25 protein-coding genes and 1 riboswitch are annotated in these 25,777 nt (G+C 69.9%); of the genes, 6 read left to right on the top strand and 19 right to left on the bottom strand.

The window, feature by feature from the left end:
• Window positions 1-18 precede the first annotated feature (18 nt).
• The 3 genes from ABD366_RS14165 to ABD366_RS14155 form a co-directional block, all read right to left on the bottom strand.
• A complete protein-coding gene (locus ABD366_RS14165; protein WP_324772624.1) occupies window positions 19-1,329 on the bottom strand; it encodes a cyclopropane-fatty-acyl-phospholipid synthase family protein in 1,311 nt (436 codons plus the stop codon).
• Window positions 1,330-1,573: 244 nt separating this feature from the next.
• A complete protein-coding gene (locus ABD366_RS14160; protein WP_324772626.1) occupies window positions 1,574-2,974 on the bottom strand; it encodes an NAD(P)/FAD-dependent oxidoreductase in 1,401 nt (466 codons plus the stop codon).
• A gap of 398 nt (window positions 2,975-3,372) precedes the next feature.
• Complete coding sequence (locus ABD366_RS14155; protein ID WP_324772628.1) at window positions 3,373-3,531, bottom strand: hypothetical protein; 159 nt, start codon at window positions 3,529-3,531, stop codon at window positions 3,373-3,375.
• A gap of 175 nt (window positions 3,532-3,706) precedes the next feature.
• Here ABD366_RS14155 and ABD366_RS14150 point away from each other — a divergent pair, with 175 nt between their 5' ends.
• A complete protein-coding gene (locus tag ABD366_RS14150; RefSeq protein ID WP_324772630.1) occupies window positions 3,707-4,291 on the top strand; it encodes a hypothetical protein in 585 nt (194 codons plus the stop codon).
• 16 nt (window positions 4,292-4,307) lie between these two features.
• Window positions 4,308-4,976: a phage minor capsid protein gene (locus ABD366_RS14145; protein WP_324772632.1), complete on the top strand. Its 669-nt coding sequence runs from the start codon at window positions 4,308-4,310 to the stop codon at window positions 4,974-4,976.
• Window positions 4,977-5,027: 51 nt separating this feature from the next.
• On the opposite strand, the gene ABD366_RS14140 is transcribed toward ABD366_RS14145, so the two are convergent.
• Entirely contained in the window at window positions 5,028-5,393 is a 366-nt protein-coding gene (locus ABD366_RS14140) for a hypothetical protein (protein ID WP_324772634.1), read from the bottom strand.
• Window positions 5,390-6,658 (bottom strand): helix-turn-helix transcriptional regulator, encoded by a 1,269-nt coding sequence (locus tag ABD366_RS14135; RefSeq protein WP_324772636.1) that lies wholly within the window; start codon window positions 6,656-6,658, stop codon window positions 5,390-5,392. The genes ABD366_RS14140 and ABD366_RS14135 overlap by 4 nt, the downstream gene beginning before the upstream one ends.
• Window positions 6,659-6,716: 58 nt before the next feature.
• Between ABD366_RS14135 and ABD366_RS14130 the strand changes: the two genes are divergently transcribed.
• The 3 genes from ABD366_RS14130 (at window position 6,717) to ABD366_RS14120 (ending at window position 9,038) form a co-directional block, all read left to right on the top strand.
• Window positions 6,717-7,265, top strand: coding sequence for an ATP-binding protein (locus ABD366_RS14130; RefSeq protein ID WP_344441817.1), 549 nt, complete (start codon window positions 6,717-6,719; stop codon window positions 7,263-7,265).
• Between the two features lie 69 nt (window positions 7,266-7,334).
• Entirely contained in the window at window positions 7,335-8,456 is a 1,122-nt protein-coding gene (locus tag ABD366_RS14125; RefSeq protein ID WP_324772640.1) for an adenosylhomocysteinase, read from the top strand.
• 15 nt (window positions 8,457-8,471) lie between these two features.
• The gene (locus ABD366_RS14120) at window positions 8,472-9,038 is read left to right on the top strand and encodes an NUDIX hydrolase (RefSeq protein ID WP_324772642.1); all 567 of its coding nucleotides are present in this window, start codon (window positions 8,472-8,474) and stop codon (window positions 9,036-9,038) included.
• Between the two features lie 56 nt (window positions 9,039-9,094).
• Here ABD366_RS14120 and ABD366_RS14115 read toward each other — a convergent pair whose 3' ends face one another.
• From ABD366_RS14115 to ABD366_RS14055, 13 genes are all read right to left on the bottom strand, one after another.
• Window positions 9,095-10,069: a Ppx/GppA phosphatase family protein gene (locus tag ABD366_RS14115; RefSeq protein ID WP_324772644.1), complete on the bottom strand. Its 975-nt coding sequence runs from the start codon at window positions 10,067-10,069 to the stop codon at window positions 9,095-9,097.
• Complete coding sequence (locus tag ABD366_RS14110) at window positions 10,066-10,590, bottom strand: DUF501 domain-containing protein (RefSeq protein WP_324772646.1); 525 nt, start codon at window positions 10,588-10,590, stop codon at window positions 10,066-10,068. Before ABD366_RS14110 ends, ABD366_RS14115 begins: the two co-directional genes overlap by 4 nt.
• A gap of 41 nt (window positions 10,591-10,631) precedes the next feature.
• Complete coding sequence (locus tag ABD366_RS14105) at window positions 10,632-11,126, bottom strand: FtsB family cell division protein (protein ID WP_324772648.1); 495 nt, start codon at window positions 11,124-11,126, stop codon at window positions 10,632-10,634.
• 137 nt (window positions 11,127-11,263) lie between these two features.
• On the bottom strand, window positions 11,264-12,544 hold the full coding sequence (gene eno / locus ABD366_RS14100; RefSeq protein WP_324772650.1) for a phosphopyruvate hydratase: 1,281 nt from the start codon (window positions 12,542-12,544) through the stop codon (window positions 11,264-11,266).
• Window positions 12,545-12,817: 273 nt separating this feature from the next.
• The gene (locus ABD366_RS14095; RefSeq protein ID WP_324772652.1) at window positions 12,818-13,522 is read right to left on the bottom strand and encodes a transglycosylase family protein; all 705 of its coding nucleotides are present in this window, start codon (window positions 13,520-13,522) and stop codon (window positions 12,818-12,820) included.
• Window positions 13,523-13,526: 4 nt separating this feature from the next.
• Window positions 13,527-13,674, bottom strand: a riboswitch (cyclic di-AMP (ydaO/yuaA leader).
• 181 nt (window positions 13,675-13,855) lie between these two features.
• Complete coding sequence (locus ABD366_RS14090) at window positions 13,856-14,887, bottom strand: transglycosylase family protein (protein WP_324772654.1); 1,032 nt, start codon at window positions 14,885-14,887, stop codon at window positions 13,856-13,858.
• Window positions 14,888-15,048: 161 nt separating this feature from the next.
• On the bottom strand, window positions 15,049-16,275 hold the full coding sequence (locus ABD366_RS14085) for a cytochrome P450 family protein (RefSeq protein WP_324772693.1): 1,227 nt from the start codon (window positions 16,273-16,275) through the stop codon (window positions 15,049-15,051).
• Between the two features lie 104 nt (window positions 16,276-16,379).
• Window positions 16,380-17,441: a nucleoside triphosphate pyrophosphohydrolase gene (locus tag ABD366_RS14080; protein WP_324772695.1), complete on the bottom strand. Its 1,062-nt coding sequence runs from the start codon at window positions 17,439-17,441 to the stop codon at window positions 16,380-16,382.
• Window positions 17,442-17,534: 93 nt separating this feature from the next.
• Window positions 17,535-18,218: a SurA N-terminal domain-containing protein gene (locus ABD366_RS14075; RefSeq protein ID WP_324772656.1), complete on the bottom strand. Its 684-nt coding sequence runs from the start codon at window positions 18,216-18,218 to the stop codon at window positions 17,535-17,537.
• Between the two features lie 134 nt (window positions 18,219-18,352).
• Complete coding sequence (locus ABD366_RS14070) at window positions 18,353-19,240, bottom strand: glycoside hydrolase domain-containing protein (RefSeq protein WP_324772658.1); 888 nt, start codon at window positions 19,238-19,240, stop codon at window positions 18,353-18,355.
• 64 nt (window positions 19,241-19,304) lie between these two features.
• Window positions 19,305-20,810, bottom strand: coding sequence for a serine/threonine-protein kinase (locus ABD366_RS14065; RefSeq protein WP_324772697.1), 1,506 nt, complete (start codon window positions 20,808-20,810; stop codon window positions 19,305-19,307).
• Between the two features lie 56 nt (window positions 20,811-20,866).
• Window positions 20,867-21,526, bottom strand: a complete 660-nt coding sequence (locus ABD366_RS14060) for a hypothetical protein (protein ID WP_324772660.1) — start codon at window positions 21,524-21,526, stop codon at window positions 20,867-20,869.
• Between the two features lie 120 nt (window positions 21,527-21,646).
• Entirely contained in the window at window positions 21,647-23,737 is a 2,091-nt protein-coding gene (locus ABD366_RS14055; RefSeq protein WP_324772662.1) for an N-6 DNA methylase, read from the bottom strand.
• Between the two features lie 202 nt (window positions 23,738-23,939).
• Between ABD366_RS14055 and ABD366_RS14050 the strand changes: the two genes are divergently transcribed.
• Window positions 23,940-24,770 (top strand): DUF4190 domain-containing protein, encoded by an 831-nt coding sequence (locus tag ABD366_RS14050; protein ID WP_324772664.1) that lies wholly within the window; start codon window positions 23,940-23,942, stop codon window positions 24,768-24,770.
• 151 nt (window positions 24,771-24,921) lie between these two features.
• Here the strand turns inward: ABD366_RS14050 and ABD366_RS14045 are convergent, their stop codons facing one another.
• Window positions 24,922-25,608 carry an HNH endonuclease family protein gene (locus ABD366_RS14045; RefSeq protein ID WP_324772699.1) on the bottom strand — a complete coding sequence of 229 codons (687 nt, stop codon included), beginning with the start codon at window positions 25,606-25,608 and terminating at the stop codon, window positions 24,922-24,924.
• Between the last annotated feature and the right edge of the window lie 169 nt (window positions 25,609-25,777).

Raw genomic sequence — 25,777 nt, 5'->3', positions numbered from 1 at the left:
GCGTACGGGCGAAAAAAGCTAGTCGTTCCAGGTACGCGCCCGCAGTGGCATCCCCGACGCCCCGCTCTCCGGGGTCTTCACCGCGAGGATCTGGTTGACCCCGATGCGGTTGCGTTCGAAGCTCAGCGCGGAGGCGGCCATGTAGAGGCGCCAGATGCGGGCCCGGCCGGGGCTGACCATCCGCAGGGCCTCCGCCCAGCGGGCCTCCAGGTTGCGGACCCACTGGCGCAGCGTGAGCGCGTAGTGCTCACGGATCGCCTCGACGTCGCGCACCTCGAATCCGGCCCGCTCCAGCAGGCCCGTGGTCGTGCCGACCGGCGCGAGCTCCCCGTCGGGGAACACGTAGGCGTCGATGAACTCGTCGACCTCGTACGTCGACTCGTCCTGCTGGGGCCGCCGGGCGATCTGGTGGTTCAGCAGCCGTCCGCCGGGGGTGAGCAGGGCGTACAGGTCGCTCGCGTACTCCAGGTAGCGCTCCGAGCCGACGTGCTCGGCCATGCCGATGGAGGAGATCGCGTCGTAGGGGCCGTCCCGGACGTCGCGGTAGTCCTGTACGCGGATCTCGACGCGGTCGGTGAGGCCGGCTTCGGCGACGCGCTTCCTGGCGTACGCGGCCTGCTCCTGGGAGAGGGTGACCCCGACGACGCTCACGCCGTGTTCACGGGCCGCGTGGATGGCCATGGAGCCCCAGCCGCAGCCCACGTCGAGCAGGCGCATACCGGGCTGCAGGCCGAGCTTGCGGGAGATCAGCTCCAGCTTGTCGCGCTGGGCGGATTCCAGCGTGGCGTCGGGCGAGGCCCAGTACGCGCACGAGTAGACCATCGAGGTGCCGAGGACCAGCTCGTAGAAGTCGTTGCCGACGTCGTAGTGGTGGCTGATGGCCTGCTTGTCGCTGCCCTTGGTGTGCAGGTGGAGGCGGCCCCTGCGGCGCATCTCCTCGACGGGCGGGGCGGGCGGCGGATACGGTCCGGCCAGCTTCGCCAGTTCCCCGGCGGCGGCCCGCACCTCGGGGTCCTTGAGCGCCTGGAGCAGGCTCCTGCGCTCGCCGTCCGCGTCCGGGTCGCGCTCCCAGATCAGCCCGGCCATGACGTCGAGGGCTCCGTAGAGGTCGCCCTCGACGTCCAGTTCGCCGGCGACCCAGGCGCGGGCCAGGCCCAGCTCGCCCGGCTTCCACAGCAGGCGGCGCAGGGCGCGACGGCTCCGCACGACGAGCACGGGGGCGCCCGGGGGGCCTGCCTCCGAGCCGTCCCAGGCGCGAAGGCGCACCGGGAGCTCGGCGCCGAGCAGTCGCTCGGCGATGTTCTTCAGCCGCTGTGCGGCGTCCTGCATGGCGCACACCTCCGTGACAGGGGAAATCCCGGAACGGTCCAACACCACGTAAACACCGAGCGACAGGTTCCGCAGTCCCGTTACTGCGTTACGGATGGGCAAAATACCTGTAGACACCATGTACAAGGGTCGCGGGACGGCCGGAAACCGCCGGAGAACGCCGAAGGGAACGCCGAAGGGGCCACTCGCACCACGGATGGCGAGCGGCCCCTTCGGACGGGTACTGCTGGGAACTACAGCGAGGTCAGGAGGCCTTGGCCTTCTCCTCGACCTTCTCTTCGGTCTTCTCGGCGGCCGGCTTGGGCGCCGGAGCCGGCTTGGCGGCCTCGTAGAACTCCTCGCGCGGAGTCTCCAGGGCGCCGAGCGCGGTGATGTCGCGCTTCTGGAACATGTTGATCGTCCACTCGGCGATCACACGGATCTTGCGGTTGTACGTCGGCATGGCCATGCCGTGGTAGCCACGGTGCATGTACCAGGCGAGACGGCCCTTGAGCTTGATCTTCATCTTGCCCATGACGATCATCGCGACGCCCTTGTGGAGGCCGAGACCGGCCACCGCACCCTTGTTGGCGTGCTTGTAGTCGCCCTGCGGGAAGCCCCGCATGCCGGAGACCACGTTGTCGCCGAGGACCTTCGCCTGACGCATCGCGTGCTGGGCGTTGGGCGGGCACCAGGCGTTCGGGTTGCCGTTGGCGCGGCCGACGAGGTCCGGCACCTGGGCGTTGTCGCCCGCGGCCCAGATGTAGTCGGTGCCCTGGACCTGGAGCTTCTCGCTGGTGTCCACGTGGCCGCGGGGGCCGAGCGGGAGACCGAAGCGGGCGAGCGCCGGGTTCGGCTTGACGCCGGCGGTCCACACGATCGTGTTGGAGTCGGCCTCCAGGCCGTTGCTCAGCACGACGTGACCGTCCACGCACGAGGGCATCGTGGTGGAGAGGTAGACCTCGATACCGCGGGACTCCAGGTGCTTGCGGCCGTAGACGCCGAGCTCGGGCCCGACCTCGGGCAGCACCTTGTCGGCGGCGTCGACCAGGATGAAGCGCATGTCCTCGCGCTTCACGTTCTTGTAGAACTTGGCGGCGTCGCGCGCCAGGTCCTCGACCTCACCGATCGTCTCGGCGCCCGCGAAGCCACCGCCGACGAAGACGAAGGTGAGCGCCTTGCGGCGGATCTCCTCGTCCGTCGTGGACTCGGCCTTGTCGAGCTGCTCGAGCACGTGGTTGCGCAGGCCGATGGCCTCCTCGACACCCTTCATACCGATGCCGACCTCGGCGAGGCCCGGCGTCGGGAAGGTGCGGGAGACCGCGCCGAGCGCGATCACCAGGTAGTCGAAGGGCACCTCGTACGCCTCGCCGACGAGCGGGGCGACCGAAGCGACCTTGCGGTCCTGGTCGATGCTGGTGACGCGGCCGGTGAGAATCTCGGCTCCCGGCACAGCGCGTCGCAGCGGGACGACGACGTTGCGCGGCGAGATGCTGCCGGCGGCGGTCTCGGGGAGGAAGGGCTGGTACGTCATGTACGAGCGCGGGTCGACGACCGTGACGGTCGCTTCCGCGTAACGCATCTTCTTCAGGATGCGTCGCGCCGCGTACAGGCCTACGTACCCACCCCCGACAATGAGGATCCTGGGACGCTCCGTGGTGCTCATGCCATCGAGTATCCACCCGTCTGGAGGGGGTCGCTCGTGCGCCCCTTCACAAGGACCGGCGGTGCCTCTGCTACACTTCGCCGCCCACGTGACCCATGTCATGACTCGCGCGGGGAACCACGGTGCACCGCCAGTCGTTGCTCACCCCTCTTGAGCAGCAACGGTGAGCGTTCGGAAGCGCTGAACCACTCCCTGATCTCATCCCCCCGCAACACTCGGGACACTCCCCGAACCCCTCCCGTCGGCACCGGTGGAGGACCCCGGACGGGTCCAGGACCCGGAAACCTCGCCCAACGGGACCGAATTCCTTGTGAAGAACTTCACGAAGTTTCCCGGCGGGGTGCCACGAGAGCGTGTCGCGAACCCCTCCGACCGTGCTCAGACGGTACGCGACACGCTCAGGCGAGAGGATTTCGGGCCCTGCGGTCAGGCGAGGGACCAGCCGATTCCGTCCAGGATGTCCTGATCTCGTCCAGCTTCTCGGCGACCGCGTTGCGGTCCTTTTCGAGGTTGGCGCGGGCGGCGTATGCCTGTGCCGGGTACCTGTCCGGGCGCATGGCGTAGTCCGTGACAAGGCGCGGTCCTAGACAGGCCGGGCCTCCTCGGTCTGCGGTGAGGTGACGATCGGCGTTGCTGTTGCTTCGTCGACACCGTTCACCACCTTCACGACGAACCGGCGCACCTCGGCGAGCACGTCGGAACGCGTCGCGGTGATGGGGTCATCATCCTCATGTGAGCGAAGCGCAGATTGCCATAGTCGTTGCTGGTATCGGCCTGCTTGGAGCGGCCGTTGCGGCCGTCGCAGCTGTCGGGAGCGCAAGGGTCGCGTCGCGGGCCACGCTAGGACAGTCGGACCAACAGGCCCAAGCCACCCGCGCTCACTGGCTCCTACAGCAACGACAACAAAGCTACGAGGAGCTCATTTCAAGTTGGGAAGAGTGGATATCGGCGATTCAGTATTGGTCGAACGACGATGTTCCTCTGCTCCGTCAGCTTGACGTCAATGCCATGGAGTCAGCATCACGTCAACTGACGACACGCGCAGTACGCGTTGCGGTACTTGGTCCTGATTGTGTTGCTGAACCAGCGCACAAATTGGCCCGCTCCGCAGCCCTGTTCACTGCCGCAGAGCGAGAGTCGCGCACCGCAATCGCCGAGTTTCAACAGACTGGCGAGGAGATCAATTTGGGACAGTATCGGCGACTGTCCGAAGCCGCGGGCGACTGGAACTCACGCCAACAGCTCTACCGCGAAGTGCTGATTGGCGTGAGACGGACCCTTGCTTCATCCTCTCCGTCGGAGACCGCCACAGCCTGAATCGCCGGGGGGTGCTGTGACCATTCACCCTGGCATGGTCGAGGACTTGGCCATAGGCGCCCGCGGATGGGTCGAGCGGAAGCTCGCCGCCGTCCAGGCCGTACGCCGCGCCACTCAGGGCGTGGTCGAGGAAATGGGCAAGGCCGTGAGGCTCGACGTGTTCGACGTCGTCGCCGAGTCGTACAACACCGGACACCGGTCCGCGGTCGCCGAGTCGGGCGCCTTGTCCGACGACGCCCGCCGCCTGGTCGACGACGTCACCCCCAACGCACAGGCTGTGGACAGGCCCGCCGCCGAAACGGTCGACCTGCTCACCGAACGGCACCGCTCAATTCTCCGGGCGGTCGACGACGGTTACCGCTCCGTCGTGGCCGAGGTGACCGCAACGCCCCTGGTCGGCACCGGCACCCGCCGCAACGCCGCTCAGGACGCCATGCGCCGATTCGCCGACCGCGGCATCACGTCGCTCACGGACCGCGCCGGCCGCCCATGGAAGCTCACCTCATACGCTGAGATGCCCGTACGGACGTCCGTCGGGCGGGCCGCCCCCGAGGCGCACACGCGCACCCTCACCGATGCCGGGGTCGACCTGGCCCTCGTTTCGAACGCATCGCGCGAGTGCCCCCTGTGCCGCGATTGGGAGGGCCTCGCTCTCTCCCTTTGGCAGTTCGCCACGCGCTCGTAGCAAAGCCCCCCGTACGGCCTCGCGCCATGCGGGGGGGCTTTCGTGCGTCCGTCAGCCGACGGCACCCTCGATCGCCTCGAAAATGTCCGCGTCGGTCTGCTGCTGCCACTCAGGAAGGTCCGGCCAGTCAGCTACATATCCCGGCTTCGGGTCCTCGAAGTGCTTGAACATTTGCGCCGTCCAAGCAGTCGCAACGAACCGGCTCTTTTGCTCACGGCTCAGGCGCGAGGCGTGACCGTCGCTCAGGTCGAGGAGTTGACGGACCTGCTCATACACGGCGCCCGCGGCCTGACGCTCCCACTCGGGAGTCTCATCCCAGGGAGTTACGTAACCCGTCTTCGGCTCGCCCGGGAAGTGCTTACGCACACCCGCGATCCACGATTCACGGAACAGCCGGGCACCCTCGGTATCCGTCACGGCAACCCCTCTCGTCGCGTCGCGCTCAATGCGGCGATCTCGGCACCCAACTCGGCGACCCGGCGGTCGTCCACGAGTGAACCGATCTCGGCCTGTAGCCCCTGGAGTCTACGGGCGACGTACCCGGACGAGGATTGTCGGGCGAGGCGCAGCGCCTCGGTTGCGTAGGTGAGCATCTGCTCGGCGTCTTGCCGTTTGGCTCCGATGGCGGCGACGTCCGCGAGGACGACACCGCGGCGCCGAAACGACTGCCCCTTTGCCAAGGCACCCTGTCGCAACGCGTCGTTCAACGCGTCTTCGGCCTTGTCGAGTTGCCCGAGCTGCACGTAGCGAGCCCCGCGTTCCTCGGCCAGCCGAGACCCATCGAACCGAAGCCACCCCCCGTTATGCGCTTCGGCACCGAGGTGAACCACTGTCTCAGCCTCATCGAGAGCCCGCTCGCACTCCGGAATGTCGCCCAATCCGGCATGAGCCTCGGCCTGTACTGCGGCGACCCACTGTCGCGTGGACAAGGAACTGTCGCCCCGCTTGGCTACTCGCTCAGCCACAGAGAGCAGTCCGACGGCCTCGCGGTATTGGCCGCCGGCCATTTCCACGTACGCGTGTCGGATCAGCGCGCAGGCCCACAGGTCGAACGCCCCGGCTTCCTTGCTTGCCGAAGCAGCAAGCGAGTACGCCGCGGCGGCATCCGTGTGCCGGTTCCCATCGAACGCCAACTCGCCAGCAAGTTGGAACAGATCGCCAGCCGCCACGCATAGGGGGCCGTGGGGCGCTGGGCGATCCGACAGACTCTCGTTCAACGCTGTCAGTTGACCAGTAACGACGGGGCGAACAGAGGCTTTGGAGCGAGCGAGTTGGTACACCTGCCAGAGGTGTTCATTCATCCGTGAATAGCCGGCGGCATCGTCGCGCGCGGCATCATCCGCGAGGGCGTCAGACCCCTCGGCAGACAACGCAGCAACCGCCCCCGCCACAGCAAGGACGCGCAGGAACTCGCGTCGAATCATGTCGTCTTCCCCCGGGCCGTAGGCGTCGTGCGACAGCGACCCCACGTTCGTTTCCAGGGGCGCGGATGATTCCTTGATCAAGGCGTCGAGCGTCACGAGGTCAAGGTCTAACAGCGCTGCCAACTTGGGCCGGTACTCCGGCTGGGGCGCAGTTTCTCCCCGGTCCCATCGGCTGACCGTTGTGCGGTCGACGCCCAGCGCGCTGCCCAATTTCTCTTGACTGTAGCCCCTAGCCTTTCGCCGATCTCTGAGGGTCACGTCGACTTCCTTCCCCCGCCGGGCCCCGCCGGCACCTCATCCCGCGCCCGTGCATCAGATGTGCGTCAAGAGTGCCGCATTGCTGCCGTGGCCACGGCCAATACGCCGCGGTTCCCTTGAAGGCGTCAGGACGGAACCAGGACTCCGCAGGGGACGGCCGATGAACCTCGACAGATGGATCACTCGTTCCACCTCGCGAGCCCGCGCCCAAGTGTCCTGTCCACACATCCTGTTACTGCGGAGCCGCCCCCAATCCGTCAGTGACGCCCGGCACTTCATCCGGGGGTACCTCGCAACCAACGTTCCCGATGCGAGCGATGACCACCTCGACCAGGTGTCATTGGTCGCGAGCGAACTCGTCACCAACGCTGTGAAGCACGGCAGCGCCCCGGGCGACCCCCTGCGCCTGGTCATCGACGCCGACGACCGATGCACGCGCATCGAGGTTCACGACTCCATCCGCCGGCACCCCCGCATAAAGGCCGCCACCGACAACGACACGTCCGGCCGCGGCCTATCGATCGTCAACACCGTGTGCGCCGGACTCTGGGGGGCGAACGACACGAGCACCGGAAAGTCCGTATGGGCCGAAGTGCACGCGCTCTGACGCGCCGACTGTGAACCGCTACTCGCACACCCCGACCAGAGTTACCCCTCAGACAAGGGAAGTGAGTCCATGGAACAGTTCGAGCGTGCCCGGCTTGACGCCTACTTCGCGCGCATCGCGGACGACCTCACACCAACGGAACGTCCGTCGTCCTTCCTGATCACGCACCTGCTCCCCGAGCGCCCTTCCTTCGTCCGAGCGGTGGGCACGAACAGCGCCCTGCGGGCCGTCCTCCCCAAGCCGAAGTCCATCGACCCCGCCGCACTCCGCGCGGTCGAGAAGGTAACGCCCTGCGACACCCTGACGCGCGAACTGTTCGAGGACCCAGACACCGCGGTCGAGTACATCGAGTCACGCGCCGCCGGACAGTCCGTCGTGCTACTCGACGTGGGCGGGTACTTCGCCCCTTCCATCGACGCCCTGCACGACCGCTTCACGGGTCGCATTCTCGGCGTCGTCGAGGACACCGAGAACGGACACCGCCGCTACGCCGACCGCGACAAGCTGCCCTGCCCCGTCGTCTCCGTCGCCCGCTCCCCGCTCAAAGACCCCGAGGACTTTCTCGTGGGCCAGAGCGTCGTGTTCTCGGCCGAAGCGCTCATGCGTAGCCGCGGCGACATCCCCCACGGCCGCCCTGCCCTCGTAATCGGGTTCGGCAAACTCGGCTCCTCCATCGCCCGCCTGCTCCACGCAAAGGGCGTACAGGTCACCGTGTACGACGTCGACCCCGTGCGGCAGACACAGGCCCTCTCGCAGGGCTTCACTGTCGCGCGCGACCGCGACACGGCCTTGCACGGCGCCGGCCTTGTGCTCTGCGCCACCGGCGCGGTGTCCCTGCGAGGCGAGGACTTCGCCACGCTGCGGAACGGCGCCTACGTGGCGACCGTGACCTCATCCGAGGACGAACTCGACCTCGCCGCACTCCCCCGCGTCTACCAGCGCGCGCCCCAGGGCGAGCACGTCACCCGCTACTCGACGACCGGCCACTACTTCTACCTGCTCAACGGAGGGAACGCCGTCAACTTCCTGCACGGCGCCCACGTTGGGCCGTTCATCTTCCTTGTGCAGTCCGAAATTCTCGCCGGAATGCGGATGCTCTCCCGTGGCGATCTCGGACCCGGTATGCACGAGGTTGGCGCCGATGATCGGGCAACCATCGCGGCAACGTGGCTCAGCTACTTCAACCGATAGAGGAACGGAGCACCCATGCCGATTCCGGCACAGCACGTACGCGAAACGGTCGACGCGTACCTCGCCGAGCACCCCGACGAGAAAGACGCACTGTCCGCTCTTGTCGCGACCCTCGGCGAGGCAGGCGACTCGATCACGTCCCGTAAGGAGTTCCGCGGGCACGTCACGGCCGGCGCCGCCCTGCTCCGCCCCGACGGACGCGTACTCACGATCGAACATCGCGCACTGCAAAAGTGGCTGCTGCCCGGGGGCCACGTCGAGGACAGCGACACCACGCTCGTGGACGCGGCCCTGCGCGAGCTGGCCGAAGAGACGGGGATCAGCCCCGACCGCGTCGAGCCTGACAGCGGCCTGCCGCTGCACGTCGATGTGCACTCGATCCCGGCGAATCCGGCCAAGGATGAGCCGGAGCACCTTCACTTCGACTTCCGATACCTGTTCCGCACCACGGCGGATCTGGTCAACCTGCAAGAGGAAGAGGTCACGGCCTACAGCTGGCAGTTCGCCGACATGCTGACGGCCGAGCCCCTGCGCACCCGCGTGATGAACGCCACACGCCAGAGCCTCTCAGGTCACAGCTAGGCCCCGGTACCCACCAGAGGTACCGGGGCCGCTGCGCTTCAGGACATCACCGCAGGTCAGTCGCTCTTTTCACCCGGGTGGGCCTCTTCTGCCAATTTGAAGGCAATGCCGTCCAGAATGTCGTGCTCGCTGACGACGACCTCGCGAGCGCCGGTCCGCTCCATGATCAGACGCAGCACGAGCGCGCCGGAGGCGATGACGTCGACGCGGCCGGGGTGGATCACCGGGCTCAGCGCACGCTGGTCGTGCGTGGACGTCAGGAGCCAGTCGGTGAGCTCGGCGACCTTCTCGTAGGAGATCCGGGAGTGATGGATCGCGGTCGAGTCGTACGCGCTCAGGCCGAGCGACAGGGCCGCCAGCGTCGTCACCGAACCGGCCAGGCCGACCAGCGTCCGGGCCTGCGTCAGCGGAACCCGCTGCTCGACCAGGTCCAGAGCCGCGACGATGTCCGCGCGGATCTTCTCGACCTGCGCCGCGGACGGCGGGTCGGTGACCGTACCGTCCTCCGCGACGAGGTGCCGCTCCGTCATCCGCACGCAGCCGATGTCGACCGAGTGGGCGGCCCGCACCTCGTCGTCACCGACCACGAACTCGGTCGACCCGCCGCCGATGTCCACGACCAGATAGGGCTGGTCCAGATCGGCCCGGCCCGTCAGCTCCTTCGTCGCCCCCGTGAAGGAGAAGGCCGCCTCCTGCTCACCGGTGATCACCTCCGGCTCGACGCCGAGGATGTCGAGGACGCCGCGGACGAAGTCGTCCCGGTTCGACGCGTCACGGGACGCGGACGTGGCCACGAAACGGACGCGCTCCGCGCCGTGCTTCTTGATCACTTCGGCGTACTCGCGGCAGGCAGCGAACGTGCGCTCCAGCGCCTCGGGCGCGAGCCGCCCCGTCTTGTCGACACCCTGACCGAGCCGGACGATCGTCATACGGCGGTCCAGGTCGACCAGTTCACCCGTCGTGGGGTCCGCGTCCGCGACCAGCAGGCGGATCGAGTTCGTACCGCAGTCGACGGCCGCGACCCGGGTCACTCAGCCACCTCCGCGGACACGCACGCGCCCTTCTTCCACCACTGCGGCAGCATCGCGATCGCCTCGTCGCCCAGCGGGTTCACACCCGGGCCCGCCGCCAGCGAGTGCGCCACGAGCACATGCAGGCACTTCACACGGTCGGGCATGCCGCCCGCGCTCGGGAAGTTCTCCAGGACCTCGATGGCGTCACGGCGCGCGATGTAGTCCTCGTGCGCCGCCCGGTACTGCCGCGCCAGCTCGGGGTCCGTGCCGAGCCGCTCGGTCATCTCCTTCATGACGCCGTTGGCCTCGAGCGTCCCGATGGCCGAGGCCGCACGCGGGCACGTCAGGTAGTACGTCGTCGGGAACGGCGTGCCGTCCTCCAGACGCGGAGCCGTCTCGACGACGTCCGGATTGCCGCAGGGGCAGCGGTGCGCGATGGCCCGCAGGCCGCGCGGCGGGCGGCCGAGCTGCTCCTTGAACGCGTGGATGTCGGCGTCCGTGGGCGCGATGGACTCGGTCTGGGGCGGGGGCGTTTCCATGCCTGTCTTTCACTTCGGTGTGGGGCGGGGTAAGAGATGGGTCAGTCTGCGCGGTCGGCCTTGTCGACGCCGTCCCACACGTTCGAGTACCAGGGGCGGTCGGCCTCGCCCTGCTCGGCGCGACCGTCCTCGGTGGACCGCGGATCGGGCACCACGTACCCGGTCTCCCCCGGCATCACCATGTGCAGGCGCTCGCGGATCCGCTGCTCGGCGTACGCGTCGTCCTGCCAGCGCGCCTTCTCGTCCCGGAGCCGGTCGACCCGGTCCTCGGCCTCCTGCTGCTGGCGCTGCAGGTCCGCGATCTCGCCGCGCTGGGACACGTACTGCCGTATCGGGTACGCGAGGGCGACCACGAGCGTGCAGACGACGAGGGCGAGCAGTGCCGCACGGCCGGTGAGGCGGGAGCGGCGGGCCTGCCGCTTGTTCTGCGAGCGGTAGACGCGCTCGGCGGTCTGCTCGCCGAGCACGCGCAGTCGGGTGGCCGTGGAGAAGCGGGCCGAGTCGTCGCGGCCCCTGCTTCGGAGCTTTCCCGGCATCGCCTGTCCGCCTCCCCGTCCGGCTGCCTACGTGCGTACGTCCTCGCACACGGTACGGGACCGAGTGCGAGGACGTACGGAACTACAGCGCCGGGGGCGGTCAGCCCTTGAAGCGCGGGGACGCCGAGCGCAGGGCGTCAGCCCTTGAAGCGGGGAAACGCGCTGCGGCCGGCGTAGACCGCCGCGTCGTCCAGGATCTCCTCGATGCGAAGGAGCTGGTTGTACTTGGCGACGCGCTCGGAGCGGGCCGGGGCGCCGGTCTTGATCTGGCCGCAGTTGGTGGCGACGGCGAGGTCGGCGATGGTGACGTCCTCGGTCTCGCCGGAGCGGTGGGACATCATGCACTTGAAGCCGTTGCGCTGGGCCAGCTCGACGGCGTCCAGGGTCTCGGTCAGCGAACCGATCTGGTTGACCTTGACGAGCAGCGCGTTGGCCGAGTTCTCCTCGATGCCACGGGCCAGGCGCTCCGGGTTGGTGACGAACAGGTCGTCGCCGACGAGCTGCACCTTGTCGCCGAGGCGCTCGGTGATGGTGTTCCAGCCGGCCCAGTCGTCCTCGTACAGCGGGTCCTCGATGGAGACGAGCGGGTACGCGGAGACGAGCTCCTCGTAGTACTCCGTCATCTCGGCGGCGGAGCGCTCCTTGCCCTCGAACTGGTACTTGCCGTCCTTGTAGAACTCGGAGGCGGCGACGTCCAGCGCGAGCGCGACCTGCTGGCCGGGGATGTAACCGGCCTCCTTGATCGCCTCGAGGATGAGGTCGAGCGCGGCGCGGTTCGACTCCAGGTTCGGGGCGAAGCCGCCCTCGTCGCCCAGGCCGGTGGACAGACCCTTGGTCTTCAGCACCTTCTTGAGGGTGTGGTAGACCTCGGTGCCCCAGCGCAGCGCCTCGGAGAACGACTCGGCGCCGATCGGCGCGATCATGAACTCCTGGATGTCGACGTTGGAGTCGGCGTGCGACCCACCGTTCAGGATGTTCATCATCGGGACGGGCAGCAGGTGCGCGTTCGGACCGCCGAGGTAGCGGAACAGCGGCAGGTCGCTGGCCTCGGACGCGGCGTGCGCGACGGCGAGGGAGACACCCAGGATCGCGTTGGCGCCGAGGGAGCCCTTGTTGTCGGTGGCGTCCAGGTCGAACATCGCCTGGTCGATCAGACGCTGCTCGGTGGCGTCGTAGCCGACGAGCTCCGGGCCGATCTGCTCGATGACGGCGAGGACGGCCTTCTCGACGCCCTTGCCCTGGTAACGGTTGGGGTCACCGTCACGGAGTTCGATGGCCTCGAAGGCACCGGTGGAGGCACCGGACGGAACAGCAGCACGACCCGTGCTGCCGTCGTCGAGGCCGACCTCGACCTCGACCGTGGGATTGCCTCGGGAGTCCAGGATTTCCCGGGCTACGACGACGTCGATGGACGGCACGAGCATCTCCTTCTGGGATGTGACACAACAGTGCGGGCGGCTGGCCCGCACCCCTGAGCGTAACCGGCTCCGGGGCATCGGCCAGCCGACCGACCGTCTCGTGGACAACGCCGATAGCGAAATGTTTCCAAACGGAACAAAGACGGCGACCTCCGCCCCGGAACCGGAACGGAGGTCGCCGAATTGAGCGGCCCGTGAAGGCGGGGCGGTGGTCGGACTCGGCTTCCGCCGATGCCGGGTCCGTACCCACCCCTTACATAAGGGCGCGGCTGCCTACTTCAGGTGCAGCTGCTGGTTCGGGTAGATCAGGTCCGCGTCGCTGACGATGTCCTTGTTGAGCTTGAACACCTTCTGCCAGGTGGTGCCGTGCGCCTCGGCGATCTTGCTGAGCGTGTCGCCGGACTTCACCTTGTACTCGCCGTCACCCTTCTCGACCTTCTTGCCGGTCGGGGTGGTGACGGTCTTCTTCGACTCCCGCTTCGGCTGCGCCTGCTGCTGCGGCTGCTGGCGCTCCTGCGAGCGGGTCGTCGTGGAGGAGTCGGAGCGCTCCTGCTGCTGCGGCTGCGACTGCTGCTGCGACTCGGCCGGAGCGGAGTTGCTGGTGTCGGCGCCGGACAGGCCCACACCGCAGCTCGGCCAGGCACCCTTGCCCTGCGAGGCGAGGACCTTCTCGGCGACGGATATCTGCTGCGCCTTGGACGCCTGGTCGGCGGAGGACGCGTAGGCGGTGCCGCCGTACGCGGCCCACGTCGAGGACGAGAACTGGAGGCCACCGTAGTAACCGTTGCCCGTGTTGATGGACCAGTTGCCACCGGACTCGCAGGACGCGACCTGGTCCCACTCGGAGGTGGAGGCGGCGGAGGCGCCCGTGGCACCCATCAGCGGAACGGCGACGGCGGCACCGGCGACACCGGCGAGCGTGGCGACACGGACGGCCTTGGACGGGCGGCGGTGCTTGCCCTTGCTGGAAAGCAGCATGGAGAGATCCCCTCACCGACGCCTACGAGGTGAGCTGTCGGGTTCGGGCCAGTGAGTGCCCGGCCGCGCATCCTTGTGCGCGGCTTAACCCCAAGCCGGTTTCCCGGCGCTTACCTTGGGTCCCCCGCTCCTGCCTACGGCGCTGACGCGTCGACTGTTCCCGTGCGGACGTCGGCAGGATTCGGCGTGACGTCCCTCGGGGCCCGCTGTGGCGAGCGGTGACGACGTTAAGCAGTAGATCCGCCCGATTTCAAAGACGATCAGGGTCTTTGAGACTCATGTCTCACTCTCGCAAAAGTGGACATACAGGCCCCAACCGTCTCTGAACTCCCGCTACTTTTCGACCGATTCGAGGCCAAGATCCAGACTCTGACCAGGAAGGATGAGGTCCGGGTCGGTGCCGACCGTCTTCTTGTTCAGGTCGTAGAGCGCATCCCACCCGCCGTTCACGCCCTGAGCGTCGGCGATGTCCCACAGGTTGTCGCCCGAGCGGACCGTGTACGTCCCCTCGGCGGACTCCTCCTCGCGGTCCTCACGGGAGGCGTGGCGGCCCTCGCCCCCGCGGGAGGCGGCGGTGTCGTCCGCGGCGCGGTCGCCGCGGTGGCGGCCGGCGGAGTCGCCGGAGGCGGAGGATGCCGGGTCCGCGGAGGAAGTGGAGTCGGACTGACCGGACTTGCCGTCGCCGTCGCTGTCGGCATCGGCTGATTTGTCCGCGGATGCACCCTTGGCGTCGTCGCCCGCGTCATCACGGGCGTCGTCGTCGGCCTTGTTACCGGAGGTATCGGTCGAGGCGTCGGCCGACGGCGTGTCCGACGCCTCGGCCTCGTCACCCTCGTCGGACGAGCCGGACGTACCGGACTCCTCGTGATTCTTCTCTCCCGAGCCGGACGAGTCCGAGGTGCCTGACGAGTCCGAGGAGTCCGAGGAGTCCGCCGATTCGGACGGCTGCGGGGAGACGCTCACGCCCGGGTCGACCTCGGCCGCTTCGCCGCTCTGGGTGAGACCCGCCACGATCGAGCAGCTCGGCCAGACGCCGGGCCCCTTGGCCGCGAGGGCCTTCTCGCCGACGGCTATCTGCTGCGAACGACTGGCCTCCGCGGCGGTCGGGGCGAACTCGAGGCCGCCGTACCGATCCCACACCTCCTGCGAGAACTGAAGTCCGCCGTAATACCCGTTGCCCGCGTCGAGGCTCCACTGGCCGCCGGACTCGCACTCGGCGAGCTTGTCCCAGGTGGTGGTGGAGGCGGCGCTCGCGCTGGTCGCCGCGAGGAGCGGGATCGCGATGGCGCTGCCGGTGACGCCGGCGGCGACGACGAGAGCAGGGGCCTGACGGGGGCGACGGTGTCGGCCGTTCCCGGAGAGCATGCGGTTGCCTTTCGCGAGACTGATGCAGCACGCGACGGGATCGGCGGAAGTGGTGCCGGATGTGCCTGTGTCGCGATGACTGGTGAACGTAGCGGGACTCGAACGCTTGTCACAAGTCGATGCAGCGCAGATCACGTCAACATCACAGTCTTGACGGGGCGTCAGGTCCGCTCTGGCGTGAACTCGACGGGCAGCGTGCGCAGTCCACGCATGATGAGCCCGCCCCGCCAGCGCAAATCAGCCGGATCCTGGGCAAGCCGCAAGTCCGGAAGGCGCGTCAGAAGCGTGCCGAGCGCGGTCTGTCCCTCCAGGCGCGCGAGGGGGGCACCGAGGCAGTAGTGGATGCCGTGGCCGTAGCCGAGATGCTGATTGTCGCGGCGGGAGAGGTCGAGGGCGTCGGGATCGGCGAAGCGCGCCGGATCGCGGTCCGCTGCGGCGAGTACGACGAGGACCGGGTCGCCGGTGGCGATGGACCGGCCGCCGATGGTGAGCGGCTCGGTCGCGAACCGCCAGGTCGCCAGCTCCACCGGGCCGTCGAAGCGCAGCAGTTCCTCGACGCCGGTCGCCAGGAGCCCGGCGTCGCCCTCGGCCAGCGCGCGCTGCAACCGCTCACGCTGATCGGGGTGCGTAATTAGGGCATACGTTCCATTACCGATCAAGTTGACGGTGGTCTCAAAACCGGCGAAAAGGAGGATAAAGGCCATGGCTGCGGCCTCGTTCTCGGTGAGGTGCTCACCGTCGTCGGAAGCGCGGATCAGGCCGGAGATCAGGTCGTCACCGGGGTCGCTGCGCTTGCGGCGGATCAGCTCGGCGAGATAGCCGCGCATCTTCTTGACCGAGCGGGCGACTCCGCCGCGCGGCCCTCCGCCGTGCCGGATCATCATGCCCGCCCAGTCCCGGAAGTCGTCCTGGTCCTCGCGCGGGACGCCCAGCAGGTCGCAGATGGCGTAGATGGGGAGCGGGAAGGCGAAGTCGTGGATCAGGTCCGCTTCGCCTTTCGCCGCGAACCGGTCGATGAGGTCGTCCGTCAGCTCCTGGACGCGGGGTGCGAATTCGGCCACGGTGCGCGGGGTGAACGCCTTCGAGACGAGGCGGCGCAGACGGGTGTGGTCCGGCGGGTCGATGTTGAGCAGATGCGTCATCAGGTCGGCTTTGCGCTCGCCCGGGATGCCCGTCTTGCCCTTGGCGTGCGAGGGCTCGTCGTGGTGGTCCGGATTCTTGCTCAGCCGCTGGTCGGCGAGGGCCTGGCGGGCATCCGCGTACCGGGTGACCAGCCAGGCCTCGACGCCGCTGGGGAGCGTGGTGCGGTGCACGGGGGCGTGCTCGCGCAGCCATGCGTAGGCGGGGTACGGGTCGCTCGCGAACTCCCAGGTGAAGAGTTCGGGCATCGCGGCGGGGACAGGGCTTTCGGTCACCCTCCGACCGTATCCGGAGCGGGTGACAGGGCGGCCCCGGTGTCCGCCCGTCCGCGGAGACCCGCTGGAAGCGGGTCTTAATCCGCAGTGTCCTGGTCCGCAGCGTCCTGATCCGCAGTGTCCTGGTTCTCCAGCCCCTCCGTCGCGCGGATCGTCGCCCGGTAAGCGCGGGCCGCCGCGCGGAGGGCGGCTTCGGGGTCTTCGCCGGCCGCTTCCGCGCGCAGGGCCAGGGTGAGGAGTTCGTAGCCGATGCCGGGGCCCGTGGGGGCGGGGACGTCGAGGCCCGCGGTGCGCACGCGTGAGCCGAGCTTCGCGGCGAGGGCCAGGCCGGGCTGGCCCACCGGCACGCCGTCGGTGACGGAGGTGCGGCGCTTGGCCTCGCCCTTCTTGCGCAGCCAGATCGCCCGCACCTCCTCCGGCGTGGACGCGCTCTCGTCGCCGAAGATGTGCGGGTGGCGGTGGATGAGCTTGGTGACGATGCCGCCCGCGACGTCGTCCACGGAGAAGGGTTCGCCGGTGTCCTCCTCGGCGATGCGGGCGTGGAAGACGACCTGGAGGAGGACGTCGCCCAGCTCCTCCCTCAGCTCCGCGCGGTCGTCCGTCTCGATCGCCTCCACCAGCTCGTACGCCTCCTCGATCGCGTACTTGGCGAGGTCCTCGTGGGTGCGCCGGGACGACCAGGGGCACTCGCGGCGGATGCGGTCCATGACCTGGACGAGGTCCAGGAGGCGGGCGCCCGGCAGGTCGTAGGAGCCGGGGAGCAGTTCGAGGGACGGCATCTGCTCGCGGCCCGAACCGGCCAGCGTCGCCAGACCGTCCGTGAGGCGCCGGTCGCCCTCGGCGGTGGCCAGGACGACGACGGTGCGGCCGCCGTCGGCGCAGCGGTCGACGAGGTCGCGGGCCGCGAGCGGCTGCGTCGCGACGGTGACCTCGACGCCGGCCTCCTTCAGGTACGGCAGCTGCGGGTGCGCGGCGTCGGCGCACAGCACGGCGTCGGCGCCGCGCAGCACGTCCCATGCCTGCCAGGACAGCAGCCCGGGGGCGACCCGGTGGCTGGTGGTGAGCAGGACGATGCGGCCCGCGTCGCCGGTGCCGCCGTCGCCGGGGTGGCCGGTGGGGTCGCTGGTGGTGCCGTGCACCTGTCGATCGTTCACCACTCGAACGTAACGCAGGCTACCGACAGTCCCCGCCCCCGACGGCTCCCTGCCGCTTTCAGCCGCGCCCGGCCGCTCCTAGGCGGTCTGCTGGGCCGCGGCCGGCTGCTGCTGGGTGACCTGCTTCAGCCACGGCGTCTTGGCCTCCACGAGGCGGCTCCTGGGGGTGATCTCCCAGGAGCCGTAGCGGGGGTTCAGGTCGACGTTCAGTTCCTTGGACGCCTTGCCGAGGGTCTTCCAGAACGCGGTCTGGCCCTCCGGCGTCTGCATGTCGGCGCCCAGCGCGGTCGCCAGCTTCTGCGCCTCGATCTCGGTGCGCAGGCTCTCGGTCAGCCGCTTCGGCGGGACGCTGTACTGCGCCAGCCAGGCGGTCTCCAACTGCTGTGCGCCGCCCGCCTGTTGTTCCAGGCCGGCCCGCATGTCCTGCATCTCTTTGCGGGTGACGGTGACGCCCTGATCGGTGGCGGCGCGGTGCAGCACCCGGTCGAGGACCATCGTGTGCAGGGTGTTGCGGGTGAGGCCGCCGGTCTTGGCGATGGCCTCCTCGTACTGGGCGCGGTCGGTCGTGGCGGCCTGTTGCGCGTCCCGTACCTCGTTCACGCGGGTCTCCAGCTGGGAGACCGTGATGCGCTGGCCGCCGACGACGGCCGCGGCACCGGGGTGCGCGTCGCTTCCGCAGGCGGTGAGGGCGGGGACCGCGACGAGCGCGGTGGCGGACAGGACGAGCGCGGTACGGCGACGGCTGCTGGTGCGGCGGTGCAAGGTGAGCCTCCCTGCGGCGAGTTTGTGCGTCGGTGCACAAAGTCCGTGATCGATGGTAGGAGGTGGCCGCTGCCTCGGCCACCTATTCGACAACGATTCGCCGCGAGTTGAGGTACTCGGCCTCAGGAGAGTGGTCAGCCGATGATGGCGACCGGGGCGTCCCACGCGTTGCGGTCCACGGTGATCGTGTACGCGCCGCGCTTCTCCTTGCTGTTGACCATGTACTGGTGGGCGCGGCTGTGGTTCGTGTAGAGCGACTTGGACCAGGGCCAGTCGGAGGTCGTCGTGTTGACCTTGTCCCACTTGGCGTACCAGAGGTTGCCCGGCAGGTCGGTGCGGTCCTTCTCGGTGGCGATGGCGGCGGCGCTGGAGCTGGAGAAGCCGTAGTAGCCGGCCCGGTAGATCTTGCCGCGCAGGACCCTGTCGAAGGCGCGTACGTAGCTGAGCACGGCCTTGTTGCAGGACGCGTTCTTGATGTCGTACGGCTCCATGTCGAGGTAGAGGGCGCTGCCCGCCTTCATGCCGAGCGCGGCGGCCTTGGCGACGGCGTCCTTGCCGTCCGCGGTGCCGAGCGAGGCCGCGTTCGACGTGGTCATCTTCTCGTTCCTGGTGCCGGTCTGGCAGGGCGGCTGGGCGCCTACGTAGAGCGGGATCAGCTTCCAGCCCTGGGAGTTGACCGTCTTGACCCAGGACTTGGTGAGGTTGGGCTGGGCGCAGCCGCGGTTCTTGCCGCCTATGTAGACGGCGGCGGCGCCGTAGAAGCCGGTGCGCCAGGCTTTCATGGCGGCGGCGGAGGGCGCGGTGCAGGTGTCGAAGGCGCGGCCGGTGAACGTCTTCTGTGCGGGCCACGTCGTGGCCGCCGACGCGCTGGTGGCGGCGAACGCGCCGCCCGCGACGACGACGGCGCCCGCGGCTCCCCAGGCCACGTAGCGGTTGCGCTTGGAGAGTCGGTGGCTGCCCTGTCTGCCCCGTCTCGCCGGTTCCGCCGGTCTCGCCGCGCCGGAATTGCCTGATTCGGTCATGGATCCCCACCCCTGTGTGCTGTTTGTCGATGATCTGCGGCTACGAAAGATAGCCGGTGGCCGGTCAGCCCCTGACCTGTCCCAGCCACTGGAGCGTGCGGCGGACCTCCGCCGGGAACGGGTGGCCGGGCCCGTGCACCCGCTCCGCGTCGTGCAGGAGGCGGATCAGGGTCTCGTGCGCGGCGCCCCGGTCGCCGACAGCCAGCAGCAACTGTCCGATGCGGCGGCGTACTTCGAGGGCGAGGCGCAGGTCCGTGGTCGCGTACTGGTTCTCGTAGTACGGCAGCAGTGAGCGGTATTCGGCGAGCGCCGCGGCCGGTTCGCCGAGGGCTTCCAGGCACTGGGCGGCCTCGTAGCGGAACTGCAGGGACTGCGGGTCGGCGTGGCCCGCCTCGGCGGCTCGCTCGTCGGCGAGGCGGCGCAGCTCGGGCAGGGCGCGGCGGTACTGGCCGTCGTCCATGAGGGTGGCCGCGTACTGCTTGCGCAGGGTGCGGACGACGGGTGAGTGCTCGCCGTGCTGGGCGGCCGCGGCGGGCAGGATCGCGCCGAGGATGTCGACGGCCTGGGTGATGCGGCCCTCGCCGAGCAGGCGCTTGACCTCGTCGACGGCGCGGGCGACGTCGGGGCGCTCGCCCTGTACGTCGGCGCCCGCGGGCTGCGGTGCGGGTGTGCGGGCCCGGTCCGGCCAGGGGGCGTGCGGGCGCAGGAAGGGGCGGGTCGGGTCGAGCGGGTGGCCGGTGGGGACGCCGCGCGGGGGCAGCAGCGGGAGCAGCTCCTCGTAGGTCTGCTGCGCGGAGGCGGGGCGGTGCTGCGGGTCCTTGGCGAGGAGGCGCAGGACGAGGTTCTCCAGCGCTCCGGGGACCTCGGGGCGCAGTTGGCGTACCGGTGTCGGTGCCTCGTACAGGTGGCGGTGGAGGATGCCGAGGGCGGTGGTGCCGGCGAACGGGACGTCGCCGCTGAGGAGTTCGAAGAGGAGTACGCCGAGTGCGTAGAGGTCGGTGTAGGGGCCGACGGCGCCGCCCATGGCCTGTTCGGGCGCCATGTAGGCGGGGGTGCCGATGGGTGAGCCGGTGTGGGTGAGGCGTGTGGTGTCGGTGTCCATGACGGACGCGACGCCGAGGTCGAGGACGGTGACGGTGCCGTCCTTCTTGACCATGACGTTTCGGGGCTTGAGGTCCCGGTGGACGATCGGGACCGCGTGCACGGCGGAGAGCACGGCGCACAGCTGGGCGGCGACCGAGACGGCCCACGGCCACGGGTAGGGGTCGTGCTCGGCGAGGTGGTCGGCGAGGTCGGAGCCGTCGATGTACTGCATGACGAGGTACAGGAAGGAGGGGGCGCCGTCGGCGCCGTCGCCCTCGCTGCCCGCGTCGTGGACGGTGACGAGGCCGGGGTGGTCGACCTGTGCGGTGACGCGGCACTCGCGCAGGAAGCGGCGGCGCAGTTCGTCGGCCTCGGCGCCCGCGACGCGGTCGGGGCGCAGCAGTTTGACGGCGACGCGGCGGTCCAGGCGTTGGTCGTACGCCGTCCAGACCTGGCCCATGCCGCCCTGGCCGATGAGGGTGGACAGTTCGTAGCGTCCGGCTATGACGCGGCCGCCGCTCGTCGCGAGTGGGGGCGGGGTGGTCACCGGCCGTCGTCCTCCCGCTTGCGCAGGTAGTCACTCAGCTCGTCCAGCTCGGCGCGGACCTGGTCGATGCGGTGCGGCGGCTGCGGCGCGTTCTGGTGCTGCACTTGGTGCTGGCCCTGGTTCGGCTGCTGCTGCGGCGGCGACATCGGCGGCGGGGTGGGGCTGGGTGTCGGGGTCGCGGCCTGGGTGGGCAGGTTGTGGGCGCTCGGCGGGAAGGGCTGCGTGTAGGGCGGCTGCTGCTGCGGCTGCGGCCGTGCCTGCGGGTACTGGGGTCCCGGGTGCCGCTGCGGGTATCCGTAGCCGACCGTGGTGGCCGTCGGCGGGTACGGGAACACCGGCTGGGCGCGGCGTATGTCGAACACCAGGAAGTGCGCGGCGCTGCCGGCGGCGATGATCAGGACCGCGGCGAGCGCCACGTCGGTGCGGGGGTCCTTCTCGGGCAGCGACCCGACGACGGCGAGGAGGCCGAGGCTGACGGGCAGCGCCGCCCAGGCGAGCAGCCAGTCGAGCGGCTTGCCGCGCAGCACCGCGATGCGGAACAGCGGTACGCACGAGAGCAGGCCGCAGCTGAGGACGGACAGCACGGGGAAGAGGACCCGCAGGGTGATGACCGTGCCCTCGTTGCGCGAGGGCGGCGTCGCGCCGGGCCCGTACATGTCTGCTCCTGCTGGTCTGTTCCTGCTACGAACTGCGCGCTACGAACCGCGTGCTGCACCGAGCGTATAGGCCGACAAGGACAACCGGCCCCGGGATGTGCCCACTCCGGTTCTCCTCGTTCATTCCGGTTCGATCACGCCGTCGGTGAGGCCGTCGTGCAGGCCCTGGACGAGCTGCTCGCCGAGCCGGCCCGCGAGGCGCAGCGCGTCCTCGAAGGCGGCGAGCGTCCTGAACCGGGCGCCGTACCGGGCCTGTTCGGCCAGGGGCAGGCGGGGCAGCTGGAGGCGGCGTACGTCGAGCCGGGTCGCGGTGGAGGCGTAGCTGCTGGCCTGCCGGTTGTTGGCGGTGCCGCGCAGGAACCCGGCGAGGAACCAGGGGTCGAGCGCGGCCGGGTCCGGCCTGAGGAGGGCGAGGCCGCGGCCCAGGGCGGCGCCCGCGGTGGCCTCGTCGATCACGCGGGCTGTGGCGCCGCCGCCGACGACCGGGACGACGACGTCCCCGGCCTGAAGGACGACGGGTTCGCCGTCGGGGGCGGTGCCGGAGGGGGCGGTTCCGGTGAGTACGTCGTGATCGGTGAGCGCGGGCACGCGCGCGTGGCCGCCGGTGCCGCTCGCCGCAGTGGTCACCGAGGTGGCGGCCGAGCGCAGGGTGAGGGCTCCCGCGCGCGCGAGTTCGCCGATCGTGGTCTGCGGCCAGCGCGCGGGGGACGCGGCGTGGGTCGCGGCCTTCGGGGTGAGTTCGGTGGTCAGGCGGAGGGTGTCGGTGAGGCGCTCGCGCACGGCGGTCAGTTCGCCGGTGCCGCCGGCGGCGGCCGGGGGCGGCAGGCGGCGGGCGGGCGCGAGGTCGACCTCGTCGTCGAGCAGTTCGATGACGGGTACGGAGCGGGCGAGCCCGGGGCGCTCCGCCAGTGCGCCGGCGCGGTCGAAGGTGCGCCAGGCGTCGAGCACGGCGTCGCGTACGGCGGTCCAGGACTGTTTCTCGCGTACGTCGCCCGCGGCGGCCAGTGAGGTCGTGTCGACGAGCAGCAGTTCGGGTGCGGCGGGGGCGGCCGCGGCGGGCCTGCGCAGGACCCACAGGTGCAGCGGGATGTTGTTCGGCGGGACGGCTCCCGCGGGCAGCGCGATCACGGCGCGCAGGGCGCCGCGGCGCAGGAGGTCGGCGCGGATGCGGCGGCCGGAGCGGCGGGACGTGACGGCGGGCGGCATCAGGAGCACGGCGGTCCCGCCGTCCCTGAGGCGGGCCAACGCGTGCTGCACCCATGCCAGTTCGGATTCGGTGCGGGCCGGGAAGCCGTACTCCCAGCGGGGGTCGTAGGCCAGTTCGTCGTGGCCCCAGCCGCGCTCGTTGAACGGCGGGTGGGCGAGGACGACGTCGGCCCGTACGTCGGCGAGGGTGTCGTGGCGCAGGGTGTCGGCGGCGGCGGTGCGCACGATGGGAGCGGCGGCCTCCCCGTCCTGGCCGTCGAGGGCGAGGCGCAGCGCGGTGAGGGCGGCGAGCTCGGCGGTGGTGTCCTGGCCGTAGAGGCGCTGTCCCGGGCGGGGGTCGAGGGCGCGTACGGCGTGCAGCAGGGCGCCGGTGCCGCAGGCGGGGTCGAGGGCGGTGGTGGCGGGCCCGGCGAGGGTGGCCATGAGTTCGGCGGGGCCGGGCGGGGTGAGCGTGTACTGGCGCGGGTTCGCGTCGAGGTGGCGGCCGAGGAGGAACGCGAAGGCGGAGCGGGCGCCCAGCTCGGCGGCGAGTTCGGCGGCGCCGCGCAGCAGGGGCACGGACGGCAGGAGGGCGTTCGGCGCGGGGGTCGGCAGGGCGCGCTCGGTGGCGTGTCCGAACCGGGGGGTGAGGACGCCTTCGAGGGCGGCGGGGAGCCGCTCGGCGAGGGCGTCGTCGTCCGCCTTGTCGAGCGCGAGCCATTCGGTGGGCCGGTCGTGCACGAGCAGCAGCACGCTCGCGGCGTGGAGCAGCGCGGTGACGGGGCCTGCGGGGTGGCCGGCGAGCTGCTGCCAGACGCGTTCGCGCAGGGGGACCTCGGCGAGCTTGCCCTGGGCGCGCAGCCAGTCCTCGATCTCGGCGAGCGCGAAGGAGGGGCTGGTGTCGGTGCCGCCGACGGGCTTGGGGAAGTCGGCGTGGCGGCGCCGCCAGTTGCTGACCGCGGCCCGGCCCACCCCGGCGAGCCGGGCGATCCCGGCGGCCGTCACCTCTGTCGCGTTGTCCTGCACCGCGTCGGCTCCCCTCGTGGCGTTGGTGTGTACGTCCGACCCTACCGACCTCCGCGTAAGAGCCCGGTTCACAGCAAGACAGACGCAGTTTCCCGTGAACACGGTTGACTCGGTTCACACAACATGGTGTGCTTGACGCAGCCAACCGCCGGATACACGGAAAGCCGGGGGGAGGTTGGCATCTCTCATCTCGGAGGAATCCATGTCCCAGACCCAGCAGCAGCCCCAGTTCCCGCCGTTCCAGCCGCAGCCGCCGCAGCAGGTCGCGCGGAACGGCCTGGGGACGGCGGCGCTGATCCTCGGCATCATCGGCGCGCTGTCCGGAATCGTCCCGTTCCTGTTCTGGCTGGCGGGCATCCTCGGCGTGATCGCCCTGATCCTGGGCCTGACCGGCCGCGGCAGGGCCAAGCGGGGCGAGGCGACGAACAAGGGCGTGGCGCTGACCGGCGTGATCCTCGCGCTGGTCTCCCTGGGCCTCGCGGTCTTCGGCGCGGTCACGACGTTCAAGGCGGTCGACGACGCGGTCGACGAGATCAACAAGTCGGTGTCGGACGCGCAGCCCAAGGACACGAAGCCGTCCGGCGACGCGAAGGACGCGGGCAAGTCGGACACGGGCGCGGACGACGAGAAGCCCGACCCGGACAAGGCCCTCGAGGCGGGCGACTCCGTCATCTACGACGACGATCTGACGGTGACGGTGTCGAACGCGGTGTCCTACAACCCGAGCGAGTACGCGGCGGGTCACACCGCGGGCAACCACGCGTACAAGGTCACCGTCACGGTCACCAACGACAGCAAGGAGAAGTTCGACTCGACCCTGCTCACCGCCGACGCCCGCGCCGGCAAGGACGGGGTCGACGCCGAGCAGGTCTTCGACGAGAAGGTCGGCACCGGGTTCGACGGCACGATCCTGCCGGGCAAGAAGGCCACGGTCGTCTACGCCTTCGACGCCCCGGCCGACGCCAAGAACCTGACCGTCGAGGTCACGCCGAGCTTCGAGTACAACGCCACGCAGTGGGACCTGAAGCTGTAACCGCCCCGGGGGGCCAGGTGCGGCACGCGCTTTCCACAGCGCGTGCCGCATCCACGCGTCCGGCTCGCGACGCACGCGGCACGCACCGGCTCCCGGAGCGCCGGGCAGGGCACCTCCGCTACGGGTTCACGCGGTCATCGCGCAGGGAAGGTCATCGCGCATGGAAGCGGGACGGTGCCGCGGTCGGGTTTCCGCCGGTGGGCAGCTTCTGGTCCGGGCAGGTGCCGAGCACCTTCTTCATGGCGGCACGCTCGGCGGCGGTCACCCACACCTCGTACTTCTTCTTCACGGCGACCTGCCCGGCGACGTACGTGCACCGGTAGCCCTTGTTGGGCGGCAGCCAGGTGGCCGTGTCGCCGTCTCCCTTGCTGCGGTTGGGGGACGCGTCCACGGCGAGCAGGTTCAGCGGGTCGTTGGCGAACGCGATGCGTTTGCTCGGCTCCCACTGGAAGGCGCCCTTCTGCCACGCGTCGGACAGGGCGACGAGGTGGTCGATGTCTACCTTGCTGCGCCCGCGCGTGAAGGAGATGTCCTTGCCGCCGTAGGGGTCGGGGGCGAGGGTGCCGGAGACGACCTTGCAGTCCCCGTCCGCATAACGCACGGACTTCAGGTCGCGCTTCAAGATGTCGTCGCGGGTTCCGCAATGATTCGAGTCCGTGTCGGCCCACGCGGTGCCGAATCGTTCCCGCGCGTAACCGGTCTTGGGCGCACGGCCCTTGACCGTCAGTGCGTCGACGGCGGCGAGCGCGCTGCCCCCCTTGCCCTGCGGCTCGGGCCCCGCGCCACCGGTCCCGTCGCCCACCTCGGCCTTGCATCCGGTGACGGCCACGGCGGCCATCAGCACGACTGCCGCCCCCTGCCCAGCGCCTCGCAGCACGGCACTACCTCCCCTTTTGTTCGTGCACGGCCCCGCTCACCGTACCCGAGCAAGATCACACAGCGGCGGGCCCGGCCCGGTAAACGGATACCCCCAACGGGCCGGGCGACGCCGCGTGTTCGACCGGAGG

Origin of the sequence: Streptomyces kunmingensis, from assembly GCF_039533535.1 — a bacterium.
GTDB classification, from domain to species: domain Bacteria; phylum Actinomycetota; class Actinomycetes; order Streptomycetales; family Streptomycetaceae; genus Streptomyces; species Streptomyces kunmingensis.
Note: the sequence above shows the minus strand (reverse complement) of the source record. Positions and strands in the feature narration are given on the sequence as shown.

Excerpts from the sequence above, each read along its gene's own strand:
- ABD366_RS14165 (WP_324772624.1), bottom strand. The coding sequence starts at position 1,329 with ATGCAGGACGCCGCACAGCGGCTGAAGAACATCGCCGAGCGACTGCTC.
- ABD366_RS14155 (WP_324772628.1), bottom strand. The coding sequence starts at position 3,531 with ATGCGCCCGGACAGGTACCCGGCACAGGCATACGCCGCCCGCGCCAAC.
- ABD366_RS14105 (WP_324772648.1), bottom strand. The coding sequence starts at position 11,126 with ATGCCGGGAAAGCTCCGAAGCAGGGGCCGCGACGACTCGGCCCGCTTC.
- ABD366_RS14060 (WP_324772660.1), bottom strand. The coding sequence starts at position 21,526 with ATGTACGGGCCCGGCGCGACGCCGCCCTCGCGCAACGAGGGCACGGTC.
- ABD366_RS14070 (WP_324772658.1), bottom strand. The coding sequence starts at position 19,240 with ATGACCGAATCAGGCAATTCCGGCGCGGCGAGACCGGCGGAACCGGCG.
- ABD366_RS14120 (WP_324772642.1), top strand. The coding sequence starts at position 8,472 with ATGCCGATTCCGGCACAGCACGTACGCGAAACGGTCGACGCGTACCTC.
- ABD366_RS14085 (WP_324772693.1), bottom strand. The coding sequence starts at position 16,275 with ATGCCCGAACTCTTCACCTGGGAGTTCGCGAGCGACCCGTACCCCGCC.
- ABD366_RS14130 (WP_344441817.1), top strand. The coding sequence starts at position 6,717 with ATGTGCGTCAAGAGTGCCGCATTGCTGCCGTGGCCACGGCCAATACGC.
- ABD366_RS14125 (WP_324772640.1), top strand. The coding sequence starts at position 7,335 with ATGGAACAGTTCGAGCGTGCCCGGCTTGACGCCTACTTCGCGCGCATC.
- ABD366_RS14160 (WP_324772626.1), bottom strand. The coding sequence starts at position 2,974 with ATGAGCACCACGGAGCGTCCCAGGATCCTCATTGTCGGGGGTGGGTAC.
- ABD366_RS14045 (WP_324772699.1), bottom strand. The coding sequence starts at position 25,608 with ATGGCCGCCGTGGCCGTCACCGGATGCAAGGCCGAGGTGGGCGACGGG.
- ABD366_RS14050 (WP_324772664.1), top strand. The coding sequence starts at position 23,940 with ATGTCCCAGACCCAGCAGCAGCCCCAGTTCCCGCCGTTCCAGCCGCAG.
- ABD366_RS14090 (WP_324772654.1), bottom strand. The coding sequence starts at position 14,887 with ATGCTCTCCGGGAACGGCCGACACCGTCGCCCCCGTCAGGCCCCTGCT.
- ABD366_RS14095 (WP_324772652.1), bottom strand. The coding sequence starts at position 13,522 with ATGCTGCTTTCCAGCAAGGGCAAGCACCGCCGCCCGTCCAAGGCCGTC.
- ABD366_RS14110 (WP_324772646.1), bottom strand. The coding sequence starts at position 10,590 with ATGGAAACGCCCCCGCCCCAGACCGAGTCCATCGCGCCCACGGACGCC.